Source organism: Xanthomonas sp. NCPPB 1062 (assembly GCF_041481705.2).
Taxonomy (GTDB): Bacteria; Pseudomonadota; Gammaproteobacteria; order Xanthomonadales; family Xanthomonadaceae; genus Xanthomonas; species Xanthomonas euvesicatoria.
Genome location: NZ_CM192987.1, coordinates 377,547 through 401,170, shown reverse-complemented (window position 1 = coordinate 401,170; position 23,624 = coordinate 377,547). Strand labels below are relative to the sequence as shown.

General features: G+C 62.4%; 20 protein-coding genes, 1 other RNA gene and 1 pseudogene. 17 read left to right on the top strand and 5 right to left on the bottom strand.

Annotated features, from left to right (window positions below; genetic code table 11):
• The first annotated feature begins 103 nt into the window (after positions 1–103).
• From ilvD to ACCQ16_RS01655, 10 genes and pseudogenes are all read left to right on the top strand, one after another.
• Positions 104–1,942: a dihydroxy-acid dehydratase gene (gene ilvD / locus ACCQ16_RS01700; protein ID WP_008577983.1), complete on the top strand. Its 1,839-nt coding sequence runs from the start codon at positions 104–106 to the stop codon at positions 1,940–1,942.
• Between the two features lie 64 nt (positions 1,943–2,006).
• Positions 2,007–2,222, top strand: a pseudogene (locus ACCQ16_RS01695) (hypothetical protein); the annotation flags it as partial.
• A gap of 2,636 nt (positions 2,223–4,858) precedes the next feature.
• Entirely contained in the window at positions 4,859–5,290 is a 432-nt protein-coding gene (locus ACCQ16_RS01690) for an SRPBCC family protein (protein ID WP_277573023.1), read from the top strand.
• A 575-nt stretch (positions 5,291–5,865) separates the two neighbouring features.
• Entirely contained in the window at positions 5,866–6,282 is a 417-nt protein-coding gene (locus tag ACCQ16_RS01685; protein WP_277573024.1) for a hypothetical protein, read from the top strand.
• A gap of 30 nt (positions 6,283–6,312) precedes the next feature.
• Positions 6,313–6,663: a hypothetical protein gene (locus tag ACCQ16_RS01680; protein WP_277573025.1), complete on the top strand. Its 351-nt coding sequence runs from the start codon at positions 6,313–6,315 to the stop codon at positions 6,661–6,663.
• Between the two features lie 94 nt (positions 6,664–6,757).
• Positions 6,758–7,165, top strand: coding sequence for a hypothetical protein (locus tag ACCQ16_RS01675; protein ID WP_372380181.1), 408 nt, complete (start codon positions 6,758–6,760; stop codon positions 7,163–7,165).
• A 48-nt stretch (positions 7,166–7,213) separates the two neighbouring features.
• Positions 7,214–8,316 (top strand): IS3 family transposase gene (locus ACCQ16_RS01670; RefSeq protein ID WP_094030629.1). Its coding sequence is split into 2 segments (ribosomal slippage): positions 7,214–7,472 and positions 7,472–8,316, totalling 1,104 coding nucleotides; the frame shifts between segments, so codons are not numbered across the junction.
• 284 nt (positions 8,317–8,600) lie between these two features.
• Positions 8,601–8,963 carry an MAPEG family protein gene (locus ACCQ16_RS01665; protein WP_277573079.1) on the top strand — a complete coding sequence of 121 codons (363 nt, stop codon included), beginning with the start codon at positions 8,601–8,603 and terminating at the stop codon, positions 8,961–8,963.
• A 24-nt stretch (positions 8,964–8,987) separates the two neighbouring features.
• Complete coding sequence (locus ACCQ16_RS01660) at positions 8,988–9,383, top strand: hypothetical protein (protein ID WP_218504693.1); 396 nt, start codon at positions 8,988–8,990, stop codon at positions 9,381–9,383.
• 491 nt (positions 9,384–9,874) lie between these two features.
• Complete coding sequence (locus ACCQ16_RS01655) at positions 9,875–10,150, top strand: hypothetical protein (protein WP_127168096.1); 276 nt, start codon at positions 9,875–9,877, stop codon at positions 10,148–10,150.
• Between the two features lie 193 nt (positions 10,151–10,343).
• On the opposite strand, the gene ACCQ16_RS01650 is transcribed toward ACCQ16_RS01655, so the two are convergent.
• Positions 10,344–10,775, bottom strand: coding sequence for a winged helix-turn-helix transcriptional regulator (locus tag ACCQ16_RS01650; protein ID WP_008576183.1), 432 nt, complete (start codon positions 10,773–10,775; stop codon positions 10,344–10,346).
• A gap of 136 nt (positions 10,776–10,911) precedes the next feature.
• On the opposite strand from ACCQ16_RS01650, the gene ACCQ16_RS01645 reads away from it, so the two are divergent.
• From ACCQ16_RS01645 to kdgT, 3 genes are all read left to right on the top strand, one after another.
• On the top strand, positions 10,912–11,790 hold the full coding sequence (locus ACCQ16_RS01645) for an SDR family oxidoreductase (RefSeq protein ID WP_218499095.1): 879 nt from the start codon (positions 10,912–10,914) through the stop codon (positions 11,788–11,790).
• A gap of 836 nt (positions 11,791–12,626) precedes the next feature.
• On the top strand, positions 12,627–14,084 hold the full coding sequence (locus ACCQ16_RS01640) for an OprO/OprP family phosphate-selective porin (RefSeq protein WP_277573026.1): 1,458 nt from the start codon (positions 12,627–12,629) through the stop codon (positions 14,082–14,084).
• A 135-nt stretch (positions 14,085–14,219) separates the two neighbouring features.
• Complete coding sequence (kdgT, locus tag ACCQ16_RS01635; RefSeq protein WP_122273607.1) at positions 14,220–15,176, top strand: 2-keto-3-deoxygluconate transporter; 957 nt, start codon at positions 14,220–14,222, stop codon at positions 15,174–15,176.
• Between the two features lie 216 nt (positions 15,177–15,392).
• Here kdgT and ACCQ16_RS01630 read toward each other — a convergent pair.
• The 4 genes from ACCQ16_RS01630 to msuE form a co-directional block, all read right to left on the bottom strand.
• A non-coding RNA gene (locus tag ACCQ16_RS01630) (sX9 sRNA) lies at positions 15,393–15,470 on the bottom strand.
• A gap of 60 nt (positions 15,471–15,530) precedes the next feature.
• Positions 15,531–16,559, bottom strand: coding sequence for a methionine synthase (locus ACCQ16_RS01625; RefSeq protein WP_372380180.1), 1,029 nt, complete (start codon positions 16,557–16,559; stop codon positions 15,531–15,533).
• A gap of 28 nt (positions 16,560–16,587) precedes the next feature.
• Positions 16,588–17,571, bottom strand: a complete 984-nt coding sequence (locus ACCQ16_RS01620; RefSeq protein WP_029818355.1) for a DUF1852 domain-containing protein — start codon at positions 17,569–17,571, stop codon at positions 16,588–16,590.
• A gap of 141 nt (positions 17,572–17,712) precedes the next feature.
• Positions 17,713–18,300 carry an FMN reductase gene (msuE, locus tag ACCQ16_RS01615; RefSeq protein ID WP_008574899.1) on the bottom strand — a complete coding sequence of 196 codons (588 nt, stop codon included), beginning with the start codon at positions 18,298–18,300 and terminating at the stop codon, positions 17,713–17,715.
• 188 nt (positions 18,301–18,488) lie between these two features.
• Here msuE and ACCQ16_RS01610 point away from each other — a divergent pair, with 188 nt between their 5' ends.
• The 4 genes from ACCQ16_RS01610 to ACCQ16_RS01595 all read left to right on the top strand — a co-directional run bounded on the left by ACCQ16_RS01610 (position 18,489) and on the right by ACCQ16_RS01595 (position 23,450).
• Positions 18,489–19,403 (top strand): LysR family transcriptional regulator, encoded by a 915-nt coding sequence (locus tag ACCQ16_RS01610; protein ID WP_008574897.1) that lies wholly within the window; start codon positions 18,489–18,491, stop codon positions 19,401–19,403.
• Positions 19,403–20,068, top strand: coding sequence for an epoxyqueuosine reductase QueH (locus ACCQ16_RS01605; RefSeq protein ID WP_011346036.1), 666 nt, complete (start codon positions 19,403–19,405; stop codon positions 20,066–20,068). The genes ACCQ16_RS01610 and ACCQ16_RS01605 overlap by 1 nt, the downstream gene beginning before the upstream one ends.
• Before the next feature lie 107 nt (positions 20,069–20,175).
• Entirely contained in the window at positions 20,176–21,075 is a 900-nt protein-coding gene (locus ACCQ16_RS01600; RefSeq protein ID WP_218555301.1) for a methylenetetrahydrofolate reductase, read from the top strand.
• A 416-nt stretch (positions 21,076–21,491) separates the two neighbouring features.
• Positions 21,492–23,450, top strand: coding sequence for a choice-of-anchor X domain-containing protein (locus tag ACCQ16_RS01595; RefSeq protein ID WP_277573027.1), 1,959 nt, complete (start codon positions 21,492–21,494; stop codon positions 23,448–23,450).
• Positions 23,451–23,624: the final 174 nt, after the last annotated feature.

Below are 23,624 nucleotides of genomic sequence, written 5' to 3'. Positions count from 1 at the left end.
GCTACCGTGCGGACCCTGCGCGTGCGGTGACGGTTGCAGCAGCAACAGTCACGACGCGCTCTAATTGCCAGCCACCGCTCGCCAATCAGCCGTCGAATTCGCCATGCCCGAGTACCGCTCCAAGACCTCCACCCACGGCCGCAACATGGCCGGCGCCCGCGCCCTGTGGCGTGCCACCGGCATGCGCGATGGCGACTTCCACAAGCCCATCATCGCCATCGCCAACTCGTTCACGCAGTTCGTGCCCGGGCATGTGCATCTGAAGGATCTTGGTCAGCTGGTCGCGCGCGAGATCGAACGCGTCGGCGGCGTGGCCAAGGAGTTCGACACCATCGCCGTGGATGACGGCATCGCGATGGGCCACGACGGCATGCTGTATTCGTTGCCCAGCCGCGAGATCATCGCCGATTCGGTCGAATACATGGTCAATGCGCATTGCGCCGACGCGCTGGTGTGCATTTCCAATTGCGACAAGATCACCCCCGGCATGTTGATGGCCGCGCTGCGGCTCAACATCCCCACCGTGTTCGTTTCCGGCGGCCCGATGGAAGCCGGCAAGACCAAGCTGGCCGAGCACAAGCTCGACCTGATCGACGCGATGGTGATCGCCGCCGACGACACCGCCTCCGACGAAAAGGTGGCCGAGTTCGAGCGCAGCGCCTGCCCCACCTGCGGCTCGTGCTCGGGCATGTTCACCGCCAACTCGATGAACTGCCTGACCGAAGCGCTGGGCCTGTCGCTGCCCGGCAACGGCACGGTTGTGGCCACGCACGCCGACCGCGAGCAGCTGTTCCTGCGCGCCGGACGCGTGGCGGTGGAACTGTGTCACCGCTGGTACGGCGGCGAAGATCCCACTGCCCTGCCGCGCGGCATCGCCACCTTCGAAGCCTTCGAAAATGCGATGACGCTGGATATCGCCATGGGTGGCTCGACCAACACCATCCTGCATCTGCTCGCTGCCGCACAAGAGGGCGAGGTTGCATTCGGCATGCACGATATCGACCGCCTGTCCAAGCGCGTGCCACAGCTATGCAAGGTCGCGCCGAATACGCCCAAGTACCACATCGAAGACGTGCATCGCGCTGGCGGCATCATGGCCATTCTCGGCGAGCTGGCACGTGGTGGCCTGCTGCATACCAACGCCGCCACCGTGCACGCACGCACGCTGGCCGAGGCCATCGCGCAATGGGATGTCACCCAGACCGACGATGAAACAGTACACACGTTCTACAAAGCCGGCCCGGCCGGCATCCCCACGCAGATCGCCTTCAGCCAGGCCACGCGCTGGGACAGCCTGGATACCGACCGTAGCGACGGCTGCATCCGCGATGTCGCACACGCGTTCTCGCAGGAAGGCGGCCTGGCCGTGCTGTACGGCAATATCGCCCGCGACGGCTGCGTGGTGAAAACTGCAGGCGTGGACGAATCCATCCACGTATTCGAAGGCACGGCCCGCGTGTTCGAGAGCCAGGATGCGGCAGTCAAGGGCATCCTTGCCGATGAGGTGGTCGCAGGCGATGTGGTGGTCATCCGCTACGAGGGCCCCAAGGGCGGCCCCGGCATGCAGGAAATGCTCTACCCCACCAGCTATCTCAAATCCAAGGGCCTGGGCAAACAATGCGCCCTGCTCACCGACGGCCGCTTCTCCGGCGGCACCTCGGGGTTATCGATCGGCCACGCATCGCCGGAAGCCGCCGCAGGCGGCGCGATCGGCCTGGTGCGCGACGGCGACAGGATCCTGATCGATATTCCCAAGCGCTCGATCAATCTGCTGATCTCGGACGAAGAACTCGCCCTTCGTCGTGCCGAGCAAGACGCCAAGGGCTGGAAGCCGGTGGAAGTGCGCCCGCGCAAGGTCACTACTGCATTGAAGGCGTACGCGTTGCTGGCGACCAGTGCGGACAAGGGTGCGGTGCGGGACAAGGCGTTGTTGGACGGCTAGGGACAGCGAGCGCGGCGTGGCGAGCTGGCTTCGGATGGCCAGCGCGGTGCAACGCATTCGGTGGATTTTCCTTGTCCGTAACAAGGTTGTTGGGCACCAGTCCCTAGGGCAGAGCGCTGCAGAGGTCCATCGCCTTGCTGGGATTACAATCCTTGAGCTGGAAGAGTTCGTACAGGATGCGCAGCACCTTCTAAAGGGCACGCAATCGTTCGACAACTTGGTCAACGACCTCCGCGATAACAATTCATTCAAGCCGAACCCGCTTCGTGGATTGGCTTAACTCGGGCGTTAGTCCGCAAGGGAGATCGCGTGGAAGGCCCAACCAACAAGCTTCTCATCGTCGGCGGCGCACTGAGTGGCGTTGCAGCACTGGCACATCTTGCATGCTTGGTAGTGGGCGAACCACTCTTCCGCCTCTTGGGCGCCGGAGAGCAGATGGCGCAACGTCACGCTGAAGGCAGCTGGTACCCGACAGTGGTCACACTAGCAATCGCCACCATCTTGGCCATCTGGGGTGCATACGCACTCTCGGCTGCAGGTGTATTCCGGCCGTTTCCGCTACGTCGAACAGTCCTTACGGCGGTCACAGGTATTTGCATCGTTCGCGGTGTGGCGTTTGTCCCGGTCATGGCCTACTTCCCTGGCAACAGCCTCACGTTCTGGGTCGTGAGCTTGGCGACCCGTCTCGCCATTGGTCTAGTGCACCTTGTGGGGCTTCGCCAGTCGTGGGGAAGACTGCGTCGGCTTGCCGCCTGACAATTCATTCAAGCCGAGCCCGCTTCGGGATGCGGCTTAACTCAGGCGTCAGGCGGCATAGCAACTCGGTGATTACAGCTGCGGAAGGGATGGCGGCAGAACTACAAGGCGCATCCTTAGAAGAGAGGAGGACTTTTGTCCGGATATGCGAACAGGAGGCGGTCGCCATCAAATCAGCATCACGCGACCAGCGCGTCGCGCATTTCGTTGCAGGACTTCCTTACAGCATAGGCCTGATAGATGATGAGGCCTAACAATTCATTCAAGCCGAATCCGCTTCGCGGCTCGGGTTAAGTCAGGTGTTAAGTGCCATGGACAATCTCTGGGGTCGTGTAGAAAAAGCCTGCTGGTCGTCCGTTCCCCACATGGCTCGCCGCCCCGCAACCGAGGCCGATGTGATAGAGGGTAGAGCCGTGTTCTACATCCCTGGCGGGTCCGAGCCCGTGGACTTCGCGCTTCCGTGCTGCGCTCTCCAGCGCCTTGAGTCTGGTGAGTCCGAGCCCGTCGTCGTAGTCCAAGCTGAGCACGGCCCCTCCGGTGTCATCCTTGGCGTCAGGCCGCTCTGTAGCGGCAATGGCATTTGCATGCTCTCGGAGGTTGAATTGCTTCCGGACGGCTTTCCGTTGCAGGATGGCACATAACAATTCTTTCAAGTCGAACCCGCTTCGCGGATCGGCTTAATTCAAGCGTTAGGCCTCGGGGGAAAATTCAATGCTCACCTACGCAGACGGATCACCAATTCAAATAGGAGACTCGGTGCTGCTAGAGCATGGCCAGACTCCTGGCACCGTTGAGCTTGTCATTCTGACGGCAGCCGAGATGGAGACCATCGGCACTGAAGAACCTGGCGTTATGCTTTTGTCACCCCCATTTGGCCGCGTCTACCTACCAAAATGGTTCCTGCAGCGAGCGCCTTTGCAATATGTTCCTCACCGGCCATCAGCCTAACAATTCATTCCCGCCGAAGTTGTTTCGCAACTCGATTTAATTCCAGCGTTAGGCCGCTATGTCACCTCTATTCGCTGCCGAGATTCATCTGCTACCGACAGACGCCGGCGGACGCACTGGCCACCTGGTGCACGGCGAGTGGCGCGCAGTCCTTGGCATCAACAACGAGTATTGGTCGGCTCGCCTGCTCTTCTCGGGCAATCCTTTGCCTGGAGAGACTTTCCCGGCTACGGTACAACTGCTCATGCCAGAGGCTGTTCGATACTTCCCGGTCGGTACCGAGTTCACGGTCTGGGAGGGTGATACAAAAGCTACTGGCCGCGTGCTGTCAGGCGCGGCCTAACAATCCATTCAAGCCGAAACCGCTTAGTGGGTCTGCTTAATTTGGGCGTTAGCCACGTGAGACCTACTCTTTTCTTGTTTCTGGTTTCGGCTCCTCTTGGCGGATGCCAAGTCCAAGATGTCAGCACATCCTACGGCGCAGTCAATCCTAAGACCGCAATCCCATCGCCTCCTCAAGACTTTGGCGACATCAGCCACTTCAATGCCTGCAAGGCGCAGCCCCGTCGCGTCTTGAACGAGCAAGAGCAGTGTGAGATTCGGCTGCTCTTCAAGAATTGCACTAAAGCGGCGGATTGTTTGGTCACCTGCACTATGAGCCCGGACGGCTTTAGGGTTGGAGGTGGCTGTTACCACATCTGCTTTAGTCCTATGACGCAACTAGAGTGGTCGGAGCGCCCAGAGATCGATGTCGGTGAATGTGAAAAAAAACTGATGCCGCCACTAAGTGGCTAATAATTCTTCCAAGCCGACGCCGCTTCGCGGCACGGCTCAATTCGGGCGTTAGGCGGTAGTGCTGTACTTGCGGCTTGACTTCTGCCTTCTGCAACAGCTCTTGTGCTTCAGCGGTCGGCTCCGTTGCTTGATTCTCTCGTCCCTTGCGTCGGATCGCTCGCCGCTTCGTCGTGCGTCTTCATTGCTCCGCTGCGCTCATTGCCTCCGGTGCCGGTCACATCCAGCGGCTAGCATCTCGGGCGAGCCCGAAGCCGCAATCTGTGGCATGCTCGGTGCGCGGCAGCAGTGCTGGGTATCACGGTCCTTGCTGCACCACCTCCTGGCACCACCGTCTAACTATTCATTCAAGCCGACGCTGCTTCGCGGCGCGGTTTGATTCAGGGGTTAGCCAACACGAAACATCCTCGGGATATGCAGATGAAAACGTCGAAGTCACTCGTAAGGATTCTTGCACCTGCCAGTAAAGTCTGGAAAGCGTTGACCGTGCCTGAGCTAGTCAAGCAATGGCAATATGGCTCTGATCTGCTGACCACGTGGGAAGTGGGCACCCCTATCATTTTTCGGAACGAGTGGAACGGGCAAGTCTTTGAACAGAAAGGCACGGTTCTTGAGTTCTTGCCGGAGTCGCGCCTCAAGTACTCACTCTTCTTCCCGCGCCCCGATCTGCAAGACATTCCAGAGCACTACTTTCTCATGACCTACGAGCTGACCGAAAGTGAGGGAAGCAGCTCTTTGCTCGTGCGTCAGGAAGACCCTCGCCCTTCCCCGCCAAATAAGTCGTCAGGCGAAGATGCTGGGCCTGACGTATTTTCGTACTTGAAAGAACTTGTCGAAAGCAAAATGCCTTGATGGTAGTTTTTCCTAAAAATTCATCAAGGCCGATGTTGTTTCGCAACCTTGATTAACTGAGGCGTTGGGTGATGAGCAGATGCAAATGCATCAAAGACTCTTTAGGAGAACTATCAACTTTTTGCACCGCCCCCATGCCGCTCCGTTTCGACCGATGGCTGTACTGTTCGCTTAGAGATCTATTGCGGCTCGACACCGATTGGACTCTTGGGGCTCTTGATGAGTTGGATAACTCAACCGTCTGTGATGACCTATTCGCAACGGACCAGATCGCACGCGACGAGGCGTTGCGCACCATATCGCAAACATCCCCGACGCTCGGATAGACCATGACTTCAGCCAAAGGTCTCCCCAGATCGGTGACCTTGGAGCGGTCGTTCTGATGCATGCGGCTAAGCCAGGCGGTGAGGCCGCTTTCGCCGTCGAGTGTGTCGGCTCGGAGGGCCACACCATCTGGCTAGCGGATATATTTACGTCAGAGTTAGAGCAGGCTCCAGCTACTTCGGCTGGCGTCTAGAAATTCATTCAACCCAAGTCCGCATCGCGCGCGGCTTAATTCAAGCGTTAGGTGCTTCATGATTCATACGGCAGCTTGGGATTATCTCCACGACGGCTCCCTGGATCGAGCCGAGGGAACTGTGCCTGGCGATCTGGCTCTCTCCATCTCAATCCCTTACCTGCGCAGGGCTTTCCAGCCTGAGGGCGATGGGTTCGTGCTTCTGCTGAGAGGCTGCACCCTGTTTCAGCTCGAAGAGCATGATGGCGCGGTGCTTGCAGATCCACGCGAAATCGCTGAGCGCTCACCTGAGCTGCTCTCGATCGTGAGTGAGGCACCTCTGACTATATACACAACGCTAGGCACGCTCACACTTGCCTATCGGGCACTGGAGCTCGCGCTCGACACCGGCCAGCCACTGGCAACTGCGTCCCTCGATCAGGCAAGCTCCACTTATTGGCAGGCGTGGTCCGAGGGGCGCGGCGGAAGTGCCTAGCACTTCGTACAAGCCGGCGTTGCCCCCAATGTGGCTCAACTCAGGGTTAGTTTCATGCCAAAATTCTGCAGCGAGTGTGGCTCGGAGCTGAGAGAGATTGGCGACTTTCGCCCTCACTGGTTCAGCGTGTACGAATGCGAGAGTGATGCACCTCTACACGACTTCATCCGGATCGCAGACTCAAAGCATGTCTTTCCTCTGCTTCAGCTCAGCCTCGGAGTCAAGGAGCGGCTTGTCGGTGCAGAACAATCACTGGTAACGCTGGCCGCCTCACGAATCCAGACGATCGATCACAAGACCGTGTCCATTGTTCAGTTCGAGCATACGCTCTTGGGCTGCTACAGAAGCCAAGTCCCTTCGGCGCAGCGCCGTAGATCCTAACCATGCGCCCGTGCAAACCTGCGTGGAGTAAACTGCCCGCTCGGTCACCACCCAGACCGCGCAGCCCGCTTAGCTTAGGCGTAGGTCATCCGGCATGAGCCAACCATCGGCCACGATCAAAGAAAAAGTCCTGCACGGGATGGCCGCAGCCATCGCCAACAATGATTGGCAGGCCACATACGATCTCTTTTGCCTTGCTCAAAGCATTGCGGATCAGGAGCAGAGGGCTGAGGTTTTCAACAGGCTGTTGGTGATGCCCGGCCATGAGCTCCATCAAGAGATCACGCGGGAAATCCAGTTGCTTCGTCGCCCATCCAGCGTTACGTACATTCGACAGGTGCTTGCGAACGGGTTTCAGATGTTCGAGTACACGTGCTCTGAGCCAGGCGTCATCGCGAAATGGTTTAGCCATGCGCTCGCTGATATCGATACACCCGAGTCCATTGCGGTCATTGAAGAGTTTGCGAAATGCAGTGACCCGGCGACGCCCCCCCGATTTTGAGTAGCACCTCAGTTTGGAGTCCAATTCCCTAACTCGAGGAGATTGGACGTGAAGAAGCGTTTTTCTGAAGAACAGATCATCGGCTTCCTGCGCGAAGCTGATGCCGGTGTGGCGATCAAGGACCTGTGCCGGCGGCATGGCTTCAGCGAGGCTTCCTATTATCTGTGGCGCAGCAAGTTCGGCGGGATGAGCGTGCCCGATGCCAAGCGGCTCAAGGACCTTGAGTCCGAGAACGCGCGGCTGAAGAAGTTGCTGGCCGAGCAGCTGTTCGAGAACGACCTGATCAAGGATGCACTGCGAAAAAAGTGGTGAGCGCACCGGCGCGTCGCATGCTGGTGCGCGAGTGGATCGGGCGTGGTGCCAGCGAGCGTCGTGCGTTGGCAGTGATCGGCATGAGCGCCAGTGCGCTGCGATATTGCCCGCGCGAAGATCGCAACGTCGAACTGCGCGAACGCATCTGTGCGTTGGCGCATCGCCATCGCCGTTATGGTGTGGGGATGATCTATCTCAAATTACGACAGGAAGGACGCATCGTGAACTACAAGCGTGTGGAGCGGTTGTACCGCGAGCAGCAGCTGCAGGTCCGGCGCCGCAAGCGCAAAAAGGTGCTGATAGGAGAGCGTCAGCCGCTGCTGCGGCCATCGCAGGCCAATCAGGTGTGGTCGATGGATTTCGTGTTCGACCGCAGCGCCGAAGGCCGAGTGATCAAGTGTCTGGTGATCGTGGACGATGCAACCCACGAAGCGATCGCCATCGAGGTGGAGCGCGCAATCTCGGGCCATGGCGTGACACGCGTGCTGGATCGGCTGGCGCACAGTCGCGGCTTGCCACAGGTGATCCGCACAGATAACGGCAAGGAGTTTTGCGGCAAAGCGATGGTGGCCTGGGCACATGCGCGTGGCGTGCAGTTACGGCTGATCCAGCCTGGCAAGCCAAACCAGAACGCCTACGTCGAATCGTTCAATGGCCGGCTGCGCGACGAATGCCTCAACGAGCACTGGTTCCCAACCCTGCTGCATGCGCGTACCGAGATCGAACGCTGGCGACGCGAATACAACGAGGAGCGACCCAAGAAGGCCATTGGCGGCATGACGCCATCTGCGTATGCCCAACAGCTGGCCAACACCGATATCATCAACCCCGGACTCTAAACCCGGCCGCTACTCAGAGCGGGGGGACGTCGCCGGAAATCGCGGAAGAAATGACCTACCGCTTGAGGCGCATCAATGCCTGAAACCTACGCCAAGGTGTCCTCGAACGTTCGCCGGCAGAGGGAGCCACGGTGCATTTAGACAGAAAGCAACGAGGCGTGGTCCTCGGCATGGCATCTGGCCTTTTTGCTTCTCTACTCGTTGTGTTCCTACTATCACGAGCGTTCTTGCGCTGGGACACACCAGAGCGGACAGTTATCAGCTTGCTGTTGCCGGCCACGGCGATGTTTGTCGCTATCGCACGCATGGCCAAACACCGCTTCGTTACGCCTGCAGACATTGACGGCAGCGCGATGAGTGATGGGACCGTTCGTGCTAAAACGTTGCAATCTTTGCTTCAAAATACGACAGAGCAGCTAGCGTTTGCGCTGCCGGTCTACGTCGCCGCCCTCATGAACCCGCACCGCGGCATCCAAGCCGCAGTTCCGGCATGCGCTTGTGCGTTCTTGCTTGGAAGGCTGACGTTTTTTGCGACCTACAGTGGCGGTGGTGGCGCCAGAGCGCTGGGGTTCGCACTGACCTTCTATCCCACTGTGCTCCTGCTCATCTGGCAACTCGTGCTGCTTGCAGTTAGTGTTGCCGGCTAACAATTCATTGAGGCAGTGGGCCGCATGCAGACGTTTCTAGAACCTGTCGGCTCCGAGGTCCAGTGGCATGAAGGCGCAGACGTTACCGAGATCATCAGCACCAGCTCTGGCCTGCGCATTGTTGTGGCGGCGCCGGCGGGAGTCGACCGCCACCTTGAGATCCACTTTCCTTTCGTTCGGGCATTCCAGGTGATGGACGAAGGGGACATGCTTGAGTACTGGGAAAGCCCGCTCACTACAGGCCACCTCCTCTACAAGGTCATTTCCGGCGGCTGGCGGGATCGCACCGCAGGTCACTTCCTGCACGTCACCGCATCGTTAGACTCGATGCAGGAGTGGCTCATAGTCTCCGAGTGCCTCTGTGTGTCTGTGCTCTCAGCGTATGTGCCGCATCTGCGCGAGTTCGGCGATGCGTCGTAACCATCATTCATACCGCACCCGCTTTGCGGTTCGGCTTACCTCAAGCATCAGGCCGTATGACCAGTTGCCCCATGCTCACTTCAACTGCAAGAGATTGATGTCGCCCCGTGCTTCGACTGGGGGCATGCAACTGGCGAGCTAGACCAGTGCATTGGCAGAGAAACACGAGTACCACGGCTTTGAAATTTGGGGCCAAGAGAGTGTCCTCTGCGACTTCTGCTATGCAGATTTTGGATCGTACTTTCCGGACTACTGGGCGCCTGCCGGAGGAGCCACGGCCAGATTACCCGCTGCATCTTGTTCGCAAGGTTGAGCGCCCCGGCATCGGACGGGACCTATACTGCGCCAACTGCAATCACCGCCTGGAGTTTCTACTGTTCCGGTCGCGTGTGGCGGCGCAGAATGCGGCCTAACAACTCTTTCAAGCCAAGCCCGTCTCGCGGGCAGGCGGCAGCGTAATTCAAGCGCTGGCGCTCTTCAGGAATCGGTGCATGGATAAGTCACAAGCAGAGGCAATCGCGCAGGCCATACTTCAGCCGGATCTGGAAGCACGAGAAAAGATTCGTCGCAGGCGTGCCGCGAAAGATCGGGCCGTGGCGGGCCGTCGGATGGTTGCCTGGTTCTCGCTTTCCGGCTTCGTCATCGGTGCCGGTGTGGCACACCTTACTGGCTATCGCTTCACCGATGGCATCATTTGGGGTGGCATCGCTGGCGGCGGGGTTGGCTGGGCTGCACTGACGCTGTGTCGTCGCCGGCTGGCGCCCTGACACTTCATTCCATCCGACAGTACTTCACAGCGCGGCCTGACTCACGCGTCAGACCGCACATGAGAGAGATGCAAGCAGGGACACCACGAGTGCCTTCTGCAGTCACGGCCGACAGCCCAGCCGATGCGCACGCGGGAGCGCCGCTGCACCACCTCAGCGCATTGGCTTGAATCGGGGCGACGCAGCACTGCGCCTATGCCATCGCTTCGTCGGGATCCAACGCCACTGCCGCCTGCTGCGCGCGATCGAATCGCTCGCGCGCGGCGCGGATGCTGCCGTGGTTTTCGCCCGCCCACGTGAGCAGTTGCGAGACCGGGCCGAGGAGTGAAATTCCCAGCTTGGAGAGCGCGTATTCCACGCTCGGCGGCTTGGTGGCGTAGACCTTGCGGGTGATCATGCCGTTGCGCTCAAGATTGCGCAGCGTCTGGGTCAGCATGCGCTTGGAGATGTCCGGCACGGCGCGCTGGATGGCACTGAAGCGGGATGGGCCGGGGATCAGCGTCAGCAGGATCAGCAGGGTCCACTTGTCGCCGATCTGGTCGAGTACATCGCGCACCGGGCACTTGGTGGCGTCGAAGGGTCCTTCCAGGGACGGCGGCAGCGGGAACAGGGCAATCGCATTCACGTGGGGTATCTCACGGTAACCAGGGGGAGCGAAACTGCCTCCTTGCGGAGGCCGGGGCGGGGCTGACACTATGCGGGCGACCAATGAGGTCTAGATAGTAGACCAAATCTCTTATGCAAACCTAACGGAGCCCGTCATGACATCTACATCCCCCCTGATTCTTGTCACCGGCGCCAGCGGGCAGTTGGGTGCGCTGGTTGTCCAAGCGCTGCTTGGCCATCTGCCTGCCAACCGCATCGTAGCAACGGCGAGGGATACCGCGTCACTTGCCGAGTTCGCAAAACGCGACATCGCGGTACGTCAGGCCGACTATGCGAACCCGCAAAGCCTGGACACCGCCTTCGCCGGCGTGGGCCGCGTGTTGCTGGTCTCGTCCAATGCGGTTGGCCAGCGCGTGCCGCAACACCACAACGTGATCGAGGCTGCAAAGCGCGCCGGGGTGGAGCTGCTGGCGTATACGAGCATCCTGCATGCCGATACCAGCACGCTGTCGCTGGCCGCCGAGCATGTGGCCACCGAGGCGCTGCTGCGCGAGAGCGGCGTGCCGCACGCGTTGTTGCGCAATGGCTGGTACACCGAGAACTACACCGGCTCGATCGCCGCAGAAGTCGCCCACGGCGCGGTGATCGGCAGTGCGGGCGACGGCAAGATCAGCGCCGCCACGCGCGCCGACTATGCCGCGGCGGCGGCTGCAGTACTGGCTTCGGATGTCCCACAGGCCGGCCAGGTGTACGAGCTGGCAGGCGATGCCGCTTTCACGATGGCCGAGTACGCCGCCGAGGTGGCGCAGCAGTCGGGCAAGCCGGTGGCCTATCACGACCTGCCGGAAGCCGATTACGCGGCAGCGCTGGTGCAGATCGGCCTGCCGGCCGGCTTTGCGCAGGTGCTGGCGCAGTGCTCGGCCGCCTCGCGCGACGGCGCCCTGTTCGATGAGAGCCAGACGCTGGGCCGGTTGATCGGCCGCCCCACCACGCCGTTGCGCGACGCGGTGGCGGCGGCACTCGCGGCGCGCTGAGTCACGGCGGGACCACTGTGCTGCCCAGCCGTTCGGCACGCAGTGGTTCGCGCAGCGTGGAGCAAGTGCGACGTGACCACGTGGAACCCGGCGAACTTCGTGGCGCTTCACCGCATGCAACCAGCGGCGATGGCCGGCTGGTCGGCGTGGCTGCGTGTGTCGGGATGATCTCCAGTGCGTTGGACCAGTGGCACTGGTTCAGGCGTTCGGGTGTGGCGCTGCTCTGAACGGCCGATCAGCCGCCGTGCGCGTCTCGGTTGGTCAACGCGTGGCGCGGTGAGCGCGCCGATGCGGCACTGGGTCGCTGCCAGCGCTGGAGACCTGCACAGCCTGGCGCTGCGCGACATATCCCCCCGCGCAGCAGACGGCCGCGTGACCGGGCCGATGTCGCTGCCGATGACACGTGCCTGCGGCTACCCAATGGTGGCGCAAACGCTGCGCACGCTGGCGAATCCAGCAGGTCTCATGCCGCGCAGCCATCGGCGATGGGCCACGTCGAAAGCTTGGACGGCCCGTGCGCAATCTCCGCCATGCCCACGACCGCACCTTCCGAATCCAGTTCTGTACGAGCGTCTGCACCCCATCGCGCGCAGCTGGGCCCGCCTCACGTTGGTCGCAGAACTGCCATCGCCCCGACACGACCGTGACACAAGGGCCACGACAGCGAGGTCTGCCAGTGTCACCAAACTGACATCAAATCTAAATATAACTGCTGCCATTGCCGCTACGTCAGGACGACCGGCGCCTGGCAGGCGCTTCCACGCCGTGCAGCCGCCTTCTTGGCAGCACCGGATCGACGCAGCCGCCGACCCGTTTCCCTTGCACGAGCCGGACCAATGAAAAAACGCAATTTCGCCACTGTTCTGTGCGCCCTCAGCGCGACCGCCAGCGGCAGCACGCTGGCCGCCGAGCTGGAGCTGTACGTCGACCGCAAGACCAAGCAGATCTTCGCCGAGCCGGCGCCAGGGCGCGACAAGCTGGGCACCTTCGTGCAGGTGGACGAAAACGGCAAGCTGCCGGCGTCGGCGATGCCGGCAACGCCTGCGCAACCGCTCGCGCCCGCGCCGGGCGCCGCAACGCCCGCCGACACTGCCGTTGCCCAGGCCGGGCCTGCGCCGGCGCCCGCTGCAACGCCAGCGCCGGCCAAGTCCGGCGACACTGCTAAGAAGTGGTACGACAAACTCAGCCTGCGCGGCTACACCCAGATTCGCTACAACCAGGGCATCGGCGGCGATGCGCAGGACCTGCGCGCGCCGGGCGACCGCTTTATCGGCAACGACCAGAGCCTGGGCATCCGCCGTGCGCGTCTGGTGCTGAGCGGCGATCTCAACGAGCACGTGTCGCTGTATTTCCAGCCGGATTTCGCCAGCACGCCCACCGGCTCCACCACCTCCAACTTTGCGCAGCTGCGCGATGCCTACGCCGATATCTTCTTCGACAAGAAGCGCGAATACCGTGTGCGTGTGGGTCAGTCGAAAATGCCGTACGGCTGGGAAAATCTGCAGTCCAGCCAGAACCGGCTCTCGCTGGATCGCGCCGATGCACTGAACTCCGGCCTGCGCGACGAACGCGATATCGGTGCGGTGTTCTATTACAGCCCCACCGTGGCCAAGGGCCGCTTTCAGGACCTGGTCAAGTCGGGATTGAAGGGGTCCGGGGATTACGGCGTAATCGGTGCCGGTGTGTACAACGGCCAGGGCGCCAATCGCGCCGAGCGCAACGACAGCATGCACGCGGTGGTGCACGCCACCTACCCGTTCAAGTTCGCCAACGGCCAGTACCTGGAAGTGGGCGCCGACGCCTACGCCGGCCGCTTCGTGCCGACTGCGGCGGCAGTGAATATCGGCGGCCGCAGCTTTACCCCGGCCATCACCGAGCCCAATGGCTATACCGACCAGCGCGTGGCCGCGCACATCATCTACTACCCGCAGCCGTTCGGACTGCAGGCGGAGTGGACGGTGGGCCGTGGCCCGGAACTGGATGTGGCCCAGCGCCGCATCCGCACCCGCTCGTTGAGCGGCGGCTACGTGCAGGCCATGTTCAAGCACGACTTCACCTACGGCACCTTGCTGCCCTACCTGAAATGGCAGACCTACCGCGGCGGCTCCAAGTTCGACACCAATGCCCCGCGCATGCGTCTGGACGAAGTGGAAGCCGGTGTCGAATGGCAGCCGATGGATGCGCTGGAACTGGTGTTCGCCTATTCGAAGATGAAGCGCACCGACGTCAGCACCGCGCCGTATCCGGTAGTGGAAGGCGATTTGCTGCGCCTGCAGTTGCAGGTCAATTACTGAGCAAGGTCGGCAGCGCCGGTCATGGCCGGCGCATTCGTGTGCGGCTGCGCGCGTTCGCGCCGGGATCTGCATGCACGCAGGTGCCTGCGCGATGCTGCCAGCCCCGCGCGTGGTGACGCGCTCACTGGAACGCAGATGCACATCAAGGCCACGATGGAGCGGCTTCCCGGCGGGATGATGCTGGTCCCCCTGTTGCTCGGGGCGGTTTGCCACACGCTCTGGCCGCAGGCCGGCAGCACCTTGGGATCTTTCAGCAACGGGCTGATCAGCGGCACCGTTCCGATCCTGGCGGTGTGGTTCTTCTGCATGGGGGCAACCATCCAGCTGCGCGCCTCCGGACGGGTGCTGCGCCGTTCGGGCAGCCTGGTGCTGACCAAGATCGCAGTGGCCTGGCTGGTGGCAGTCATGTGCGCACCGCTGCTTCCCATCGGCGGCGTGCCGAGCGGGCCGCTGGCCGGGCTGTCGGTCCTGGCGCTGGTGGCTGCGATGGACATGACCAACGGCGGGCTGTACGCCGCGTTGATGCAGCAATACGGCAGCAGCGAAGACGCAGGGGCGGTAGTGCTGATGTCGCTGGAATCGGGCCCGCTGATTTCCATGCTGATCCTGGGTGCCAGCGGCCTGGCCAGCTTCGACCCACTGCTGTTCGTCGGTGCGGTGCTGCCGCTGTTGCTGGGCTTTGCGCTCGGCAACCTCGATGCGCAATTGCGGCAGTTCTTCGCGCAGGCGACCAAGACGCTGGTGCCCTTCTTCGGCTTCGCGCTCGGCAACACGCTGGATCTGTCCACCATCGCCCACACCGGCGCAAGCGGGGTGCTGCTGGGCGTGGCAGTCATCGTGATCACCGGGCTACCCCTGCTGCTGGCCGACCGTTGGATCGGCGGCGGCAACGGCACGGCCGGGGTGGCGGCCTCCAGCACCGCCGGTGCCGCCGTGGCCACTCCGGCGCTGATCGCCGGCATGGCACCGCAGTTCGCACCCGCCGCGCCGGCCGCGACGGCGCTGGTGGCCAGCGCGGTCATCGTCACCTCGTTGCTGGTGCCGTTGCTGACGGCCTTGTATGCACGCCGTGGCGGTGCACGCAGCGGCTGAGAGCCGGGCGGGCGTCATGCGGCCTGCGATGGGATGCGTGGGCCATGCGCGTTGCGCCATGCATGGCGCCGGCGCGATCAAGCGCCGGCGACGCCCGTGCGCAGCCGCTGGCGATGATATGGACGATGTCCACGAATCGGCATCTGCCGCGTTTGCGCGCACCCCGGGCCCGCCCGACGGCACGGGGCACACTGCTGTGGCAATGGGACTAGGAGCGGCTAATAAAACGTAGCGAGCAGCCGTGAGTGTGGGCGCGGACGGCGCGCTCAGAACCGCAATGTACGAGCGGCACATGAGAATTCCGAGCACCGACCGCGCCCGCCTGACGGCTGCGTAGGAGTGTTGTTAGTTGCCCTAAGCCGACAGCTCGTCACGCACGATCTGCGCACCTGCACTGAGCGCACCGAGTTTGCCGCGCGCCACGTGCCGGGCGAGCGGCGCCATGCCGCAGTTGGTGGAGGGATAGAGCTTGTCGGCATCGACGAAGCGCAGCGCCTTTCGCAGCGTCTCGGCCACTTCCTGCGGTGTTTCGATGGTGGTGCTTGCCACGTCGATGGCACCGACCATCACCTTCTTGCCGCGAACGAGTTCGATCAGATCGATCGGCACGTGCGAGTTGTGGCATTCCAGCGAAATGATGTCGAGCGAGGATGTTTGCAGCTTGGGAAACGACTCTTCGTACTGGCGCCACTCCGAGCGCAGCGTCTGCTTCCAGTCGGTATTGGCCTTGATCCCGTAGCCATAGCAGATGTGGACGGCGGTCTCGCACTTCAGCCCTTCCACCGCGCGCTCCAGGGTGGCAACGCCCCAGTCGTTGACCTCGTCGAAGAAGACATTGAAGGCCGGTTCGTCGAACTGGATGATGTCCACGCCGGCGGCTTCGAGTTCCCTGGCTTCCTGATTGAGGATCTTGGCAAACTCCCACGCCAGTTTTTCGCGGCTTTTGTAGTGCGCATCGAAGAGGGTGTCGATCATCGTCATCGGGCCCGGCAGCGCCCACTTGATCGGCTGGCGGGTCTGCTGGCGCAGGAACCTGGCGTCGTCCACGAACACCGACTTTGGGCGGCTGACCGCGCCGACGACGGTCGGCACGCTGGCGTCGTAGCGGTCGCGAATCCTGACCGTCTGCCGCTTTTCGAAATCGACACCGCTGAGATGTTCGATAAACGTGGTGACGAAATGCTGACGGGTCTGTTCGCCGTCGCTGACGATATCGATGCCGGCGTGCTGCTGTTCCTGCAGCGACAAACGCAGCGCGTCCTGCTTGCCTTCGATCAATTCGGCGCCCTGCAATTTCCAGGGCGACCAGAGCGTTTCGGGCTGGGCAAGCCAGGACGGCTTGGGCAGGCTACCGGCGGTTGAGGTGGGAAGCAGCTTTGTCATGATGAGCAATGGGATGGGTTCTGGTTGATTAGGAAGCGTGGCTGGACGCCCACTGCGCAAGAAGGTTGCCGTAGGGCCGGATGAAGTGCTCTTCGGTGAACTTTCCCTGCGTCACGGCGAGCTGGCTGCGCTCTTGGCGGTCGTAGACGATCTGGGTGGACGAATAGTCCTGATGCTTCAGGCTCGGCCGATAGGTCGGCCCTGCTGCAGCGTTGGCGTTGTAGATCTCTGGCCGGTAGATCTTCTGAAATGTCTCCATCGTGGCGATGGTGCCGATCAGCTCCAGGTTGGTGTAGTCGCCGAGCAGGTCGCCGAAGAAGTAGAACGCCAAGGGCGCAACGCTGTTGGGTGGCATGAAATAGCGCACCTGCAGGCCCATCTTTTCGAAATACTGGTCGGTCAACGAAAACGCGTCCTGGCGGTATTCGATGCCCAGGATGGGGTGCCGGTTCCCGGTGCGGTGATAGGTTCTGCTGGTGGAGACGCTGATGCAGATGACCGGCGGCTTCCGGAAGTGCGCGCAATATGCGGGCGAATGCACGAAGTGCTTGAACAGCTTGCCGTGCAGGTCACCAAAATCGTCCGGGACGTTGAAGCCGGACGCATCCTGGTTGTGCGCGGGCAGCAGCACGCTGAAATCGTAGTCGCGCACGTAGGAGGAGAAATTATTGCCGGCAATGCCGTCGATACGCGCGCCGGTGTGGCGATCGACGATGGTGGGCTTCAATATCTCGATCAACGGAAACGCATCGTCCAGCGCGCGTTCGCCGATGTGCATTTCGACGGAGATAATGTCCAGCTCCACCGCATAACGGTCGCGGTCGGGGTTATCCCAGTGCGCCAGCTCGTTGCAGCGGTTGTCGATCATCGCCAGCGTGTTACGCAGGTTTTCCTGACGTCGCTGACCCCTGGCCAGGTTGGCGAAATTGGTCGTGTTGCGCGTCGTGGCCGAGGGACGGTAGTCCTCATCGAAGCGCAGGCTCTTGATGGTGAAATTCAATGCGTGAGTCATTGCGAACCGATGCCTTGTTTCTAAGATGGGAACGCGCGCATGCGCTGTGTAACGGGTCATGCCGGCGGCATGCAGGCCGGGAAGTGGATCAGCGCGCGCTTGCCGACCGATCCGGTTCCCTGGCTACCGCGAGCTGGGCCATCAGGCCGCAGCCACGCCCGGCGCGGCGATGGACCGTGCATGCCCGGTCAGCTCGATCAACGGCAATGCCCGCTGCACCGCCAGCCTGGCCCGTTCGGCCAGCGCGTCGTTGTGCACGCGGTAGTCCAGAAAGTCGCGGTCGGTTGCGTAGACGCCCAGCGGCAGGGTGCGTGCCTGGAAGAAACTGAAAAGCGGGCGTAGCTGATGGTCGATCACCAACGCATGGCGGTCGCTGCCCCCGGTTGCGGCGAGCAGCACGGGCGTGTCGATCAAGGCATCCTGATCGATGAAATCGAAGAAATGCTTGAACAGTCCGGTGAAGGAGCCGCGGTAGACCGGTGTTGCCACCACCAGCACGTCGGCCTGCTCCACCAGGCAGAGCGCCTGCTCCACCGTGTCGGGCACTTGGGTACGCCAGAGCGCGCCCGCGAAGTGCGGCGCCAACGCTCCAAGTTCGACCAAATGGCGCTCGCACGGCACCTGATCGGCGATTAACTCCAGCAGGTGTTCTGCCAGGGCGACGGCCTTGGAGGGGCGTTGCATCCCGCCGGAGACCGCAACGACGCGGAGTGGGTGTTTGACAGTCATGCTGGGCAACCTTACGCAGTGGGGACGTCGTGCAGTGCGCCAGGACGCTTGCGGCCCGACCCATCGGCCGCGCCTTGGTCCGAACCCGTTCGCACGGCAGCGGCTGAACGACGAGTCCCGATGCTAGGGCTCGCATTCGATGAAGTAAAATGGTGTTATTTCAACAATCCATGAATTCGGATCATTGAATGCTCGAGCGCATCCATCTCACCATCGTCCAGCAGGTCGAGCAGCAAGGCTCGCTGACTGCCGCCGCAGGCGTGCTGAATCTGACCCAGTCGGCGCTGAGCCACAGCATGAAGAAGCTGGAACAGCAGCTGGGCACCGACATCTGGTTGCGCGAGGGGCGCAGCCTGCGGCTGACCCAGGCCGGCCAGTACCTGCTGGCGGTGGCGAACCGGGTGCTGCCGCAACTGGATCTGGCCGAAGAGCGGCTGGGGCAGTTTGCCCAGGGCGAGCGCGGTGCGCTACGCATCGGCATGGAATGCCATCCCTGCTACCAGTGGCTGCTCAAGCTGGTGGCGCCGTATCTGGCCACGTGGCCGGATGTGGATGTGGATGTGAAGCAGAAGTTCCAGTTCGGCGGCATCGGCGCGTTGTTCGGCTACGAGATCGATCTGCTGGTCACGCCCGACCCGCTGTTCAAGCCAGGGCTCAGGTTCGAGCCGGTGTTCGACTACGAGCAGGTACTGGTCGTGGCCAAGCGCCATGCGCTGGCGTCGGCGGCCTACGTCAAGCCACAGCAGCTCACACGCGAAGTGCTGATCAGCTACCCGGTGGATCTTGAGCGCCTGGATATCTACAGCCAGTTCCTGTTGCCGGCCGGCGTCACGCCGCGGCGCCACAAGGCCATCGAAACCACCGACATCATGATGCAGATGGTGGCCAGCGGCCGCGGCGTGGCCGCCATGCCGCGCTGGCTGGTGGAGGAATATGCGGCCAGGATGGACGTGGTGCCGGTGCGGCTGGGTGCGCGCGGCATCCCCAAGCAGATCTATCTGGGCGCGCGCGAGGCGGACATCGCGATCGATTACCTGCGCGCCTTCATCGAACTGGCGCGCGCGCCCGCCAATGCCACTGCCTACACGCAAGGACCCCACTGATGGATTCCACTGCCCAACGCATGCCACTTCCGCTGCCTGATGGCCATACCAAGGTCTTGCTGCATTCGTGCTGCGCGCCGTGCTCTGGCGAGGTCATGGAGGCGATGTTGGCCTCCGGCATCGACTACACCATCTTTTTCTACAACCCCAACATTCATCCGCGCAAGGAATACGAGTTGCGCAAGGATGAGAACGTGCGTTTTGCCGAACAGTTCGGCGTGCCCTTCATCGATGCCGACTACGATCGGGACAACTGGTTCGAGCGGGCGCGCGGGATGGAAAACGAACCTGAGCGCGGCGTGCGTTGCACCATGTGCTTTGACATGCGCTTCGAACGCACCGCGCTGTATGCCCACGAGCACGGCTTTCCGGTGATCACCAGTTCGCTGGGCATCTCGCGCTGGAAAAACATGCAGCAGATCAACGACTGCGGCATTCGCGCCGCGTCCAGGTATCCCGGCTTGATGTATTGGGAGTACAACTGGCGCAAGGGCGGTGGCGCCTCGCGCATGATTCAGATCAGCAAGCGCGAGAACTTCTATCAACAGGAATACTGCGGCTGCGTCTATTCCCTGCGCGACACCAATCGGCATCGTGTGGACAGCGGCCGCAAGCGCATTCAACTCGGTGTGAAGTTCTACGGCGATGACGCGCCGGAAGACTGAGCCTTTCGCCAGTCCAGCGGAGACCACATGGGGATTTTGGCTCCTTTCCGCTGGATCAGTGCGTCGTGGCGATGCCACCCGATCATCATGACAAGACGGCAAGACCCGTGATTTCTACCGACACGCCGAACTTCGCGAGCACCGTGACCGAGGCCTATTCGCTGGAGGTCAGCGCCAAGGACGTCGGCGCGCTGACCAATGCGGCCCCACGCATCCTGCCTGGCTGCGCCATGTTCATCCCCTACCTGCCAGGCCAAAACCAGGCGGTGCGGCTGGCCGCAGCACAGATGGTGCGTAGCCTTGGTTTCGAACCTGTGCCCCATCTTTCCGCGCGTCGCATCGGCTCGCTCGGGGAACTGCAGGCATGTATCGCGCGCCTGGTCGATGAGGCCGGCGTCACACGCTGCCTGGTGATTGCGGGCGATCCCTCCACTCCGAAGGGACCGTTTCCCGACAGCGTGTCGCTGATCGAGACGGGTGTGTTTGAACGCTCAGGCATCCGCACCATCGCCGTGGCGGGTCACCCGGAGGGGCATCCGATCCTGCGCACGACAGAACAATGGGACGTGCTGGAACGCAAGTGTCGCAGCATCCAGGAGCGCGGCATGGCGCCCCTGATCGTGACGCAGTTCGGGTTCGACGCCGACATCGTGGTGACATGGCTGGAAGCGTTGCGCGCGCGTGGCATGACGCATCCGGTGCGGGTGGGCGTGCCTGGTCCTGCCAGTGTCGCCGTTCTCGCACGCTATGCGGCAAGCTGCGGTGTCGGCGCCTGCGCGTCGGTGCTCTCAAACTATGGCATTTCCATTGGCAAGTTATTCGGCAACGCGGGGCCGGATCGCTTTGTCGATCGCCTCGCCAGCCGCCTGACAGAAGCCCATGGAGATGTCCGCCTGCACCTGTTTCCGTTCGGCGGCATCGCCCAGTCTGTGGAGTGGGTTGCGCACTATCGCTCGCGTGCTTCGCAGCAAGATCGCATGCGTTCCGTGCGCGCCGATCAGGCCTGACAGCAACCTGTCCGTGTGCGAATCGGCGCGGGCTTGAGACGGTCACACCGCTGCTAATCTGGCTATCCAGCCGTGGCAAGGCCGACGAGGATGAGAACAGCTGAATGCGCCGTATGCGTCATGGGTCAAGGCCATCTGGCCGCTCCAGCTAAATCGCAAGAGGTTGAAAGAGAATTGCGTGTTCCTGCGCTGCACGCGTTTCGCTAAAACAACGCCGCGTCCGCGACCCCGATCACCATCAGCATTGCTTGATTTCTAACGACTTGCGCGCGGCACCGCGAGTGTTGCAGCGCACAGCAGACCTGTCACAAGAGCGCGGTATAACCGTCGACGAATCGCGGCGAGGGGGCGCTGCATCCGATGTCGTTGCCGTGCGCGATGGCATCGCTTCTGCAATGCTCACGGAGAGATCTGCCATGCCGAAGCCGTCGCCGTTGTCGCTGTTGTGCTCCCTCTCATTGCTCTGCGCGCCGCTTGCGGCAGCCGAGTTGCAGCCCAAACAATTGGCTGGCCCACCGGAAGAGTTCGCGCAGATGCGTGCGCCAGATCCGGCCGAGTCGGCGATCCTGTCCAAGAGTGCATTGCTGCCGGTGGAACTGGCACCGGCCGGTCAATCCGCGCGCTGGCAAGGCAGCTTGCCGGTGGAAAACGGGCACCTGCGCTTCATGGTGCTGTCCGGCGATGAGGCCTGGGAGGCGGCAGTGGCTGCACCTCAGCTTGCCGGCGTGCGCACCGCCGCCGTGGCGACGCCGCTGCAAGCGCAGCGCACGCTGCTGGGCACCGCCGAGCACGGCACCAGCGGCGTGCGCTACGCCGTGGAGTCGGCGCGCAACGGCGCCTGGTCATTGACGCTGCAGTCGTCCTCGCCGGTGACGCAGCGTGGCTACGTGCTGATGGAAGGCGATGCGCGCACGCAGCTTGCTTCGTACCTGCGCACGCGTCAGCAGCAGGTTGGCCAGTCGCTCACGCTCAACGCGTTGCTGAGCGGCAACGATGTACGCGGCGCCACGCTGCTGACGGCACAAGCCGGAACGATCGACGAAGCAAGCCTGCGTGTGATCGATCCGCAAGGCGGTGTGCGCAGCCTGCCGATGGCCGACGACGGCAAGCACGACGATGGCGCCGCTGGCGATGGCGTGTACGGCGGCACATTCCAACCGACCAGCGAGGGTACCTGGATTGCCCAGGTCGTCGTGCATGGGCATGACCAGGCCGGCCAGCCGTTCGTGCGGACCAGCGAGCATGTGGTGCCGGTGGTGGATACGTCGCTACGTCTGCTCGGCAATGCCCTGGGCGCACGTGCTGCAGCGGGCACGCGGCTGACGATCGCGCTGCCAGTGGCTGCGCGAGGCAACGCGCCGTCGCATTACCGCGTGTTCGGCCAGGTCTGGGGCACCGATGCCAAGGGCAAGGACATCCCGGTGGCCTGGATCGGCGGCATGCTGACGCCGCAACAAGGCCAGCTCCCGCTAAGCCTGGACGAACGCTGGATTGCGCGCGCCGGTGCGCGTGCGCCGTTTACGCTGCGCAGCCTGCGCATCGAAGACCCGGACCATTACATCCCGCTGGTGCAGGCCGCCACGCTACCGTTGCAGGTGCCCGCGTTGCGACGCGCCAGCATCGCGCGCGCCAGCACGGCAATCGATGAAAGCATGCGCATGGGCCCGCGCCCGACTGCGTTGGCGTCTGCGATGACAACGGCACAGCCTCAGGCCGCCGGTTCGCAGTTGGTGCTGGTGCACGGCTATTGCTCCAACGGCGTATGGCCACAGGCGCAATTCACCAACGCCTCGACCTTCCTGGATGCCAAGCAGAACCGCAGCAACGATCAGTTCGCGCAGCGAATCGCGCAGTTCGCCAGCCAATGGTCGTCGTTCTCCACGGTCGCGCACAGCCAGGGCGGCATGGCGGCGCTGCACCTGTATACCTACTACTGGAGCGGGCTGGATAACGCCACCGGTGGGCGAGTGATGCAATCGGTGGGCACGCCGTATCAAGGCACCAATCTGTCTGGGGTGCTGGCCGCGGTGGGTTCGTGGTTCGGCGTGGGCTGCGGCACCAATAGCGACATGACCTACGACGGCGCCAAGGCCTGGCTGGCCGGCATCCCGGCCGATGCACGCGCCAAGGTCAACTACTACACCACCTCGTTCGCCAAGACCAACTGGTACACCAACGACTACTGCAACGCTGCCTCGGACCTGGTATTGAACGACCCGGAAGACGGCACGGTGGAGCAGGTCAATGCGCAGCTGCCGGGTGGCGTGAATCGCGGCCACACCACCGGCCAATGCCACACCACCGGCATGCGCGATCCGGCGCAGTATCTGGATGCCAATCGCAACGCGGTGATGAATGCGAATGCGGCGCGTTGAGGGCCGGGATGATCAGCCATTCGGCTACTGAAAAGCCAGGGAATCGGGATCAGGGATTGGGCAAGGCGCTGTCCCGGGCACGTCCCAGTGCAGCGCCGATTTGACCAAGTGCCTAAGCTGACGCTGGTGCAGTTTGATCGGAATATGTTTGTTGTAGGAGCGGCTTCAGCCGCG

What these genes read in the sequence shown, in the direction of transcription:
- ilvD (WP_008577983.1), top strand. Translation starts at nt 104, where the DNA reads ATGCCCGAGTACCGCTCCAAGACCTCCACCCACGGCCGCAACATGGCC.
- ACCQ16_RS01690 (WP_277573023.1), top strand. Translation starts at nt 4,859, where the DNA reads ATGAAAACGTCGAAGTCACTCGTAAGGATTCTTGCACCTGCCAGTAAA.
- ACCQ16_RS01685 (WP_277573024.1), top strand. Translation starts at nt 5,866, where the DNA reads ATGATTCATACGGCAGCTTGGGATTATCTCCACGACGGCTCCCTGGAT.
- ACCQ16_RS01675 (WP_372380181.1), top strand. Translation starts at nt 6,758, where the DNA reads ATGAGCCAACCATCGGCCACGATCAAAGAAAAAGTCCTGCACGGGATG.
- ACCQ16_RS01665 (WP_277573079.1), top strand. Translation starts at nt 8,601, where the DNA reads ATGTTTGTCGCTATCGCACGCATGGCCAAACACCGCTTCGTTACGCCT.
- ACCQ16_RS01660 (WP_218504693.1), top strand. Translation starts at nt 8,988, where the DNA reads ATGCAGACGTTTCTAGAACCTGTCGGCTCCGAGGTCCAGTGGCATGAA.
- ACCQ16_RS01655 (WP_127168096.1), top strand. Translation starts at nt 9,875, where the DNA reads ATGGATAAGTCACAAGCAGAGGCAATCGCGCAGGCCATACTTCAGCCG.
- ACCQ16_RS01645 (WP_218499095.1), top strand. Translation starts at nt 10,912, where the DNA reads ATGACATCTACATCCCCCCTGATTCTTGTCACCGGCGCCAGCGGGCAG.
- ACCQ16_RS01640 (WP_277573026.1), top strand. Translation starts at nt 12,627, where the DNA reads ATGAAAAAACGCAATTTCGCCACTGTTCTGTGCGCCCTCAGCGCGACC.
- kdgT (WP_122273607.1), top strand. Translation starts at nt 14,220, where the DNA reads ATGCACATCAAGGCCACGATGGAGCGGCTTCCCGGCGGGATGATGCTG.
- ACCQ16_RS01625 (WP_372380180.1), bottom strand. Translation starts at nt 16,559, where the DNA reads ATGACAAAGCTGCTTCCCACCTCAACCGCCGGTAGCCTGCCCAAGCCG.
- ACCQ16_RS01620 (WP_029818355.1), bottom strand. Translation starts at nt 17,571, where the DNA reads ATGACTCACGCATTGAATTTCACCATCAAGAGCCTGCGCTTCGATGAG.
- msuE (WP_008574899.1), bottom strand. Translation starts at nt 18,300, where the DNA reads ATGACTGTCAAACACCCACTCCGCGTCGTTGCGGTCTCCGGCGGGATG.
- ACCQ16_RS01610 (WP_008574897.1), top strand. Translation starts at nt 18,489, where the DNA reads ATGCTCGAGCGCATCCATCTCACCATCGTCCAGCAGGTCGAGCAGCAA.
- ACCQ16_RS01605 (WP_011346036.1), top strand. Translation starts at nt 19,403, where the DNA reads ATGGATTCCACTGCCCAACGCATGCCACTTCCGCTGCCTGATGGCCAT.
- ACCQ16_RS01595 (WP_277573027.1), top strand. Translation starts at nt 21,492, where the DNA reads ATGCCGAAGCCGTCGCCGTTGTCGCTGTTGTGCTCCCTCTCATTGCTC.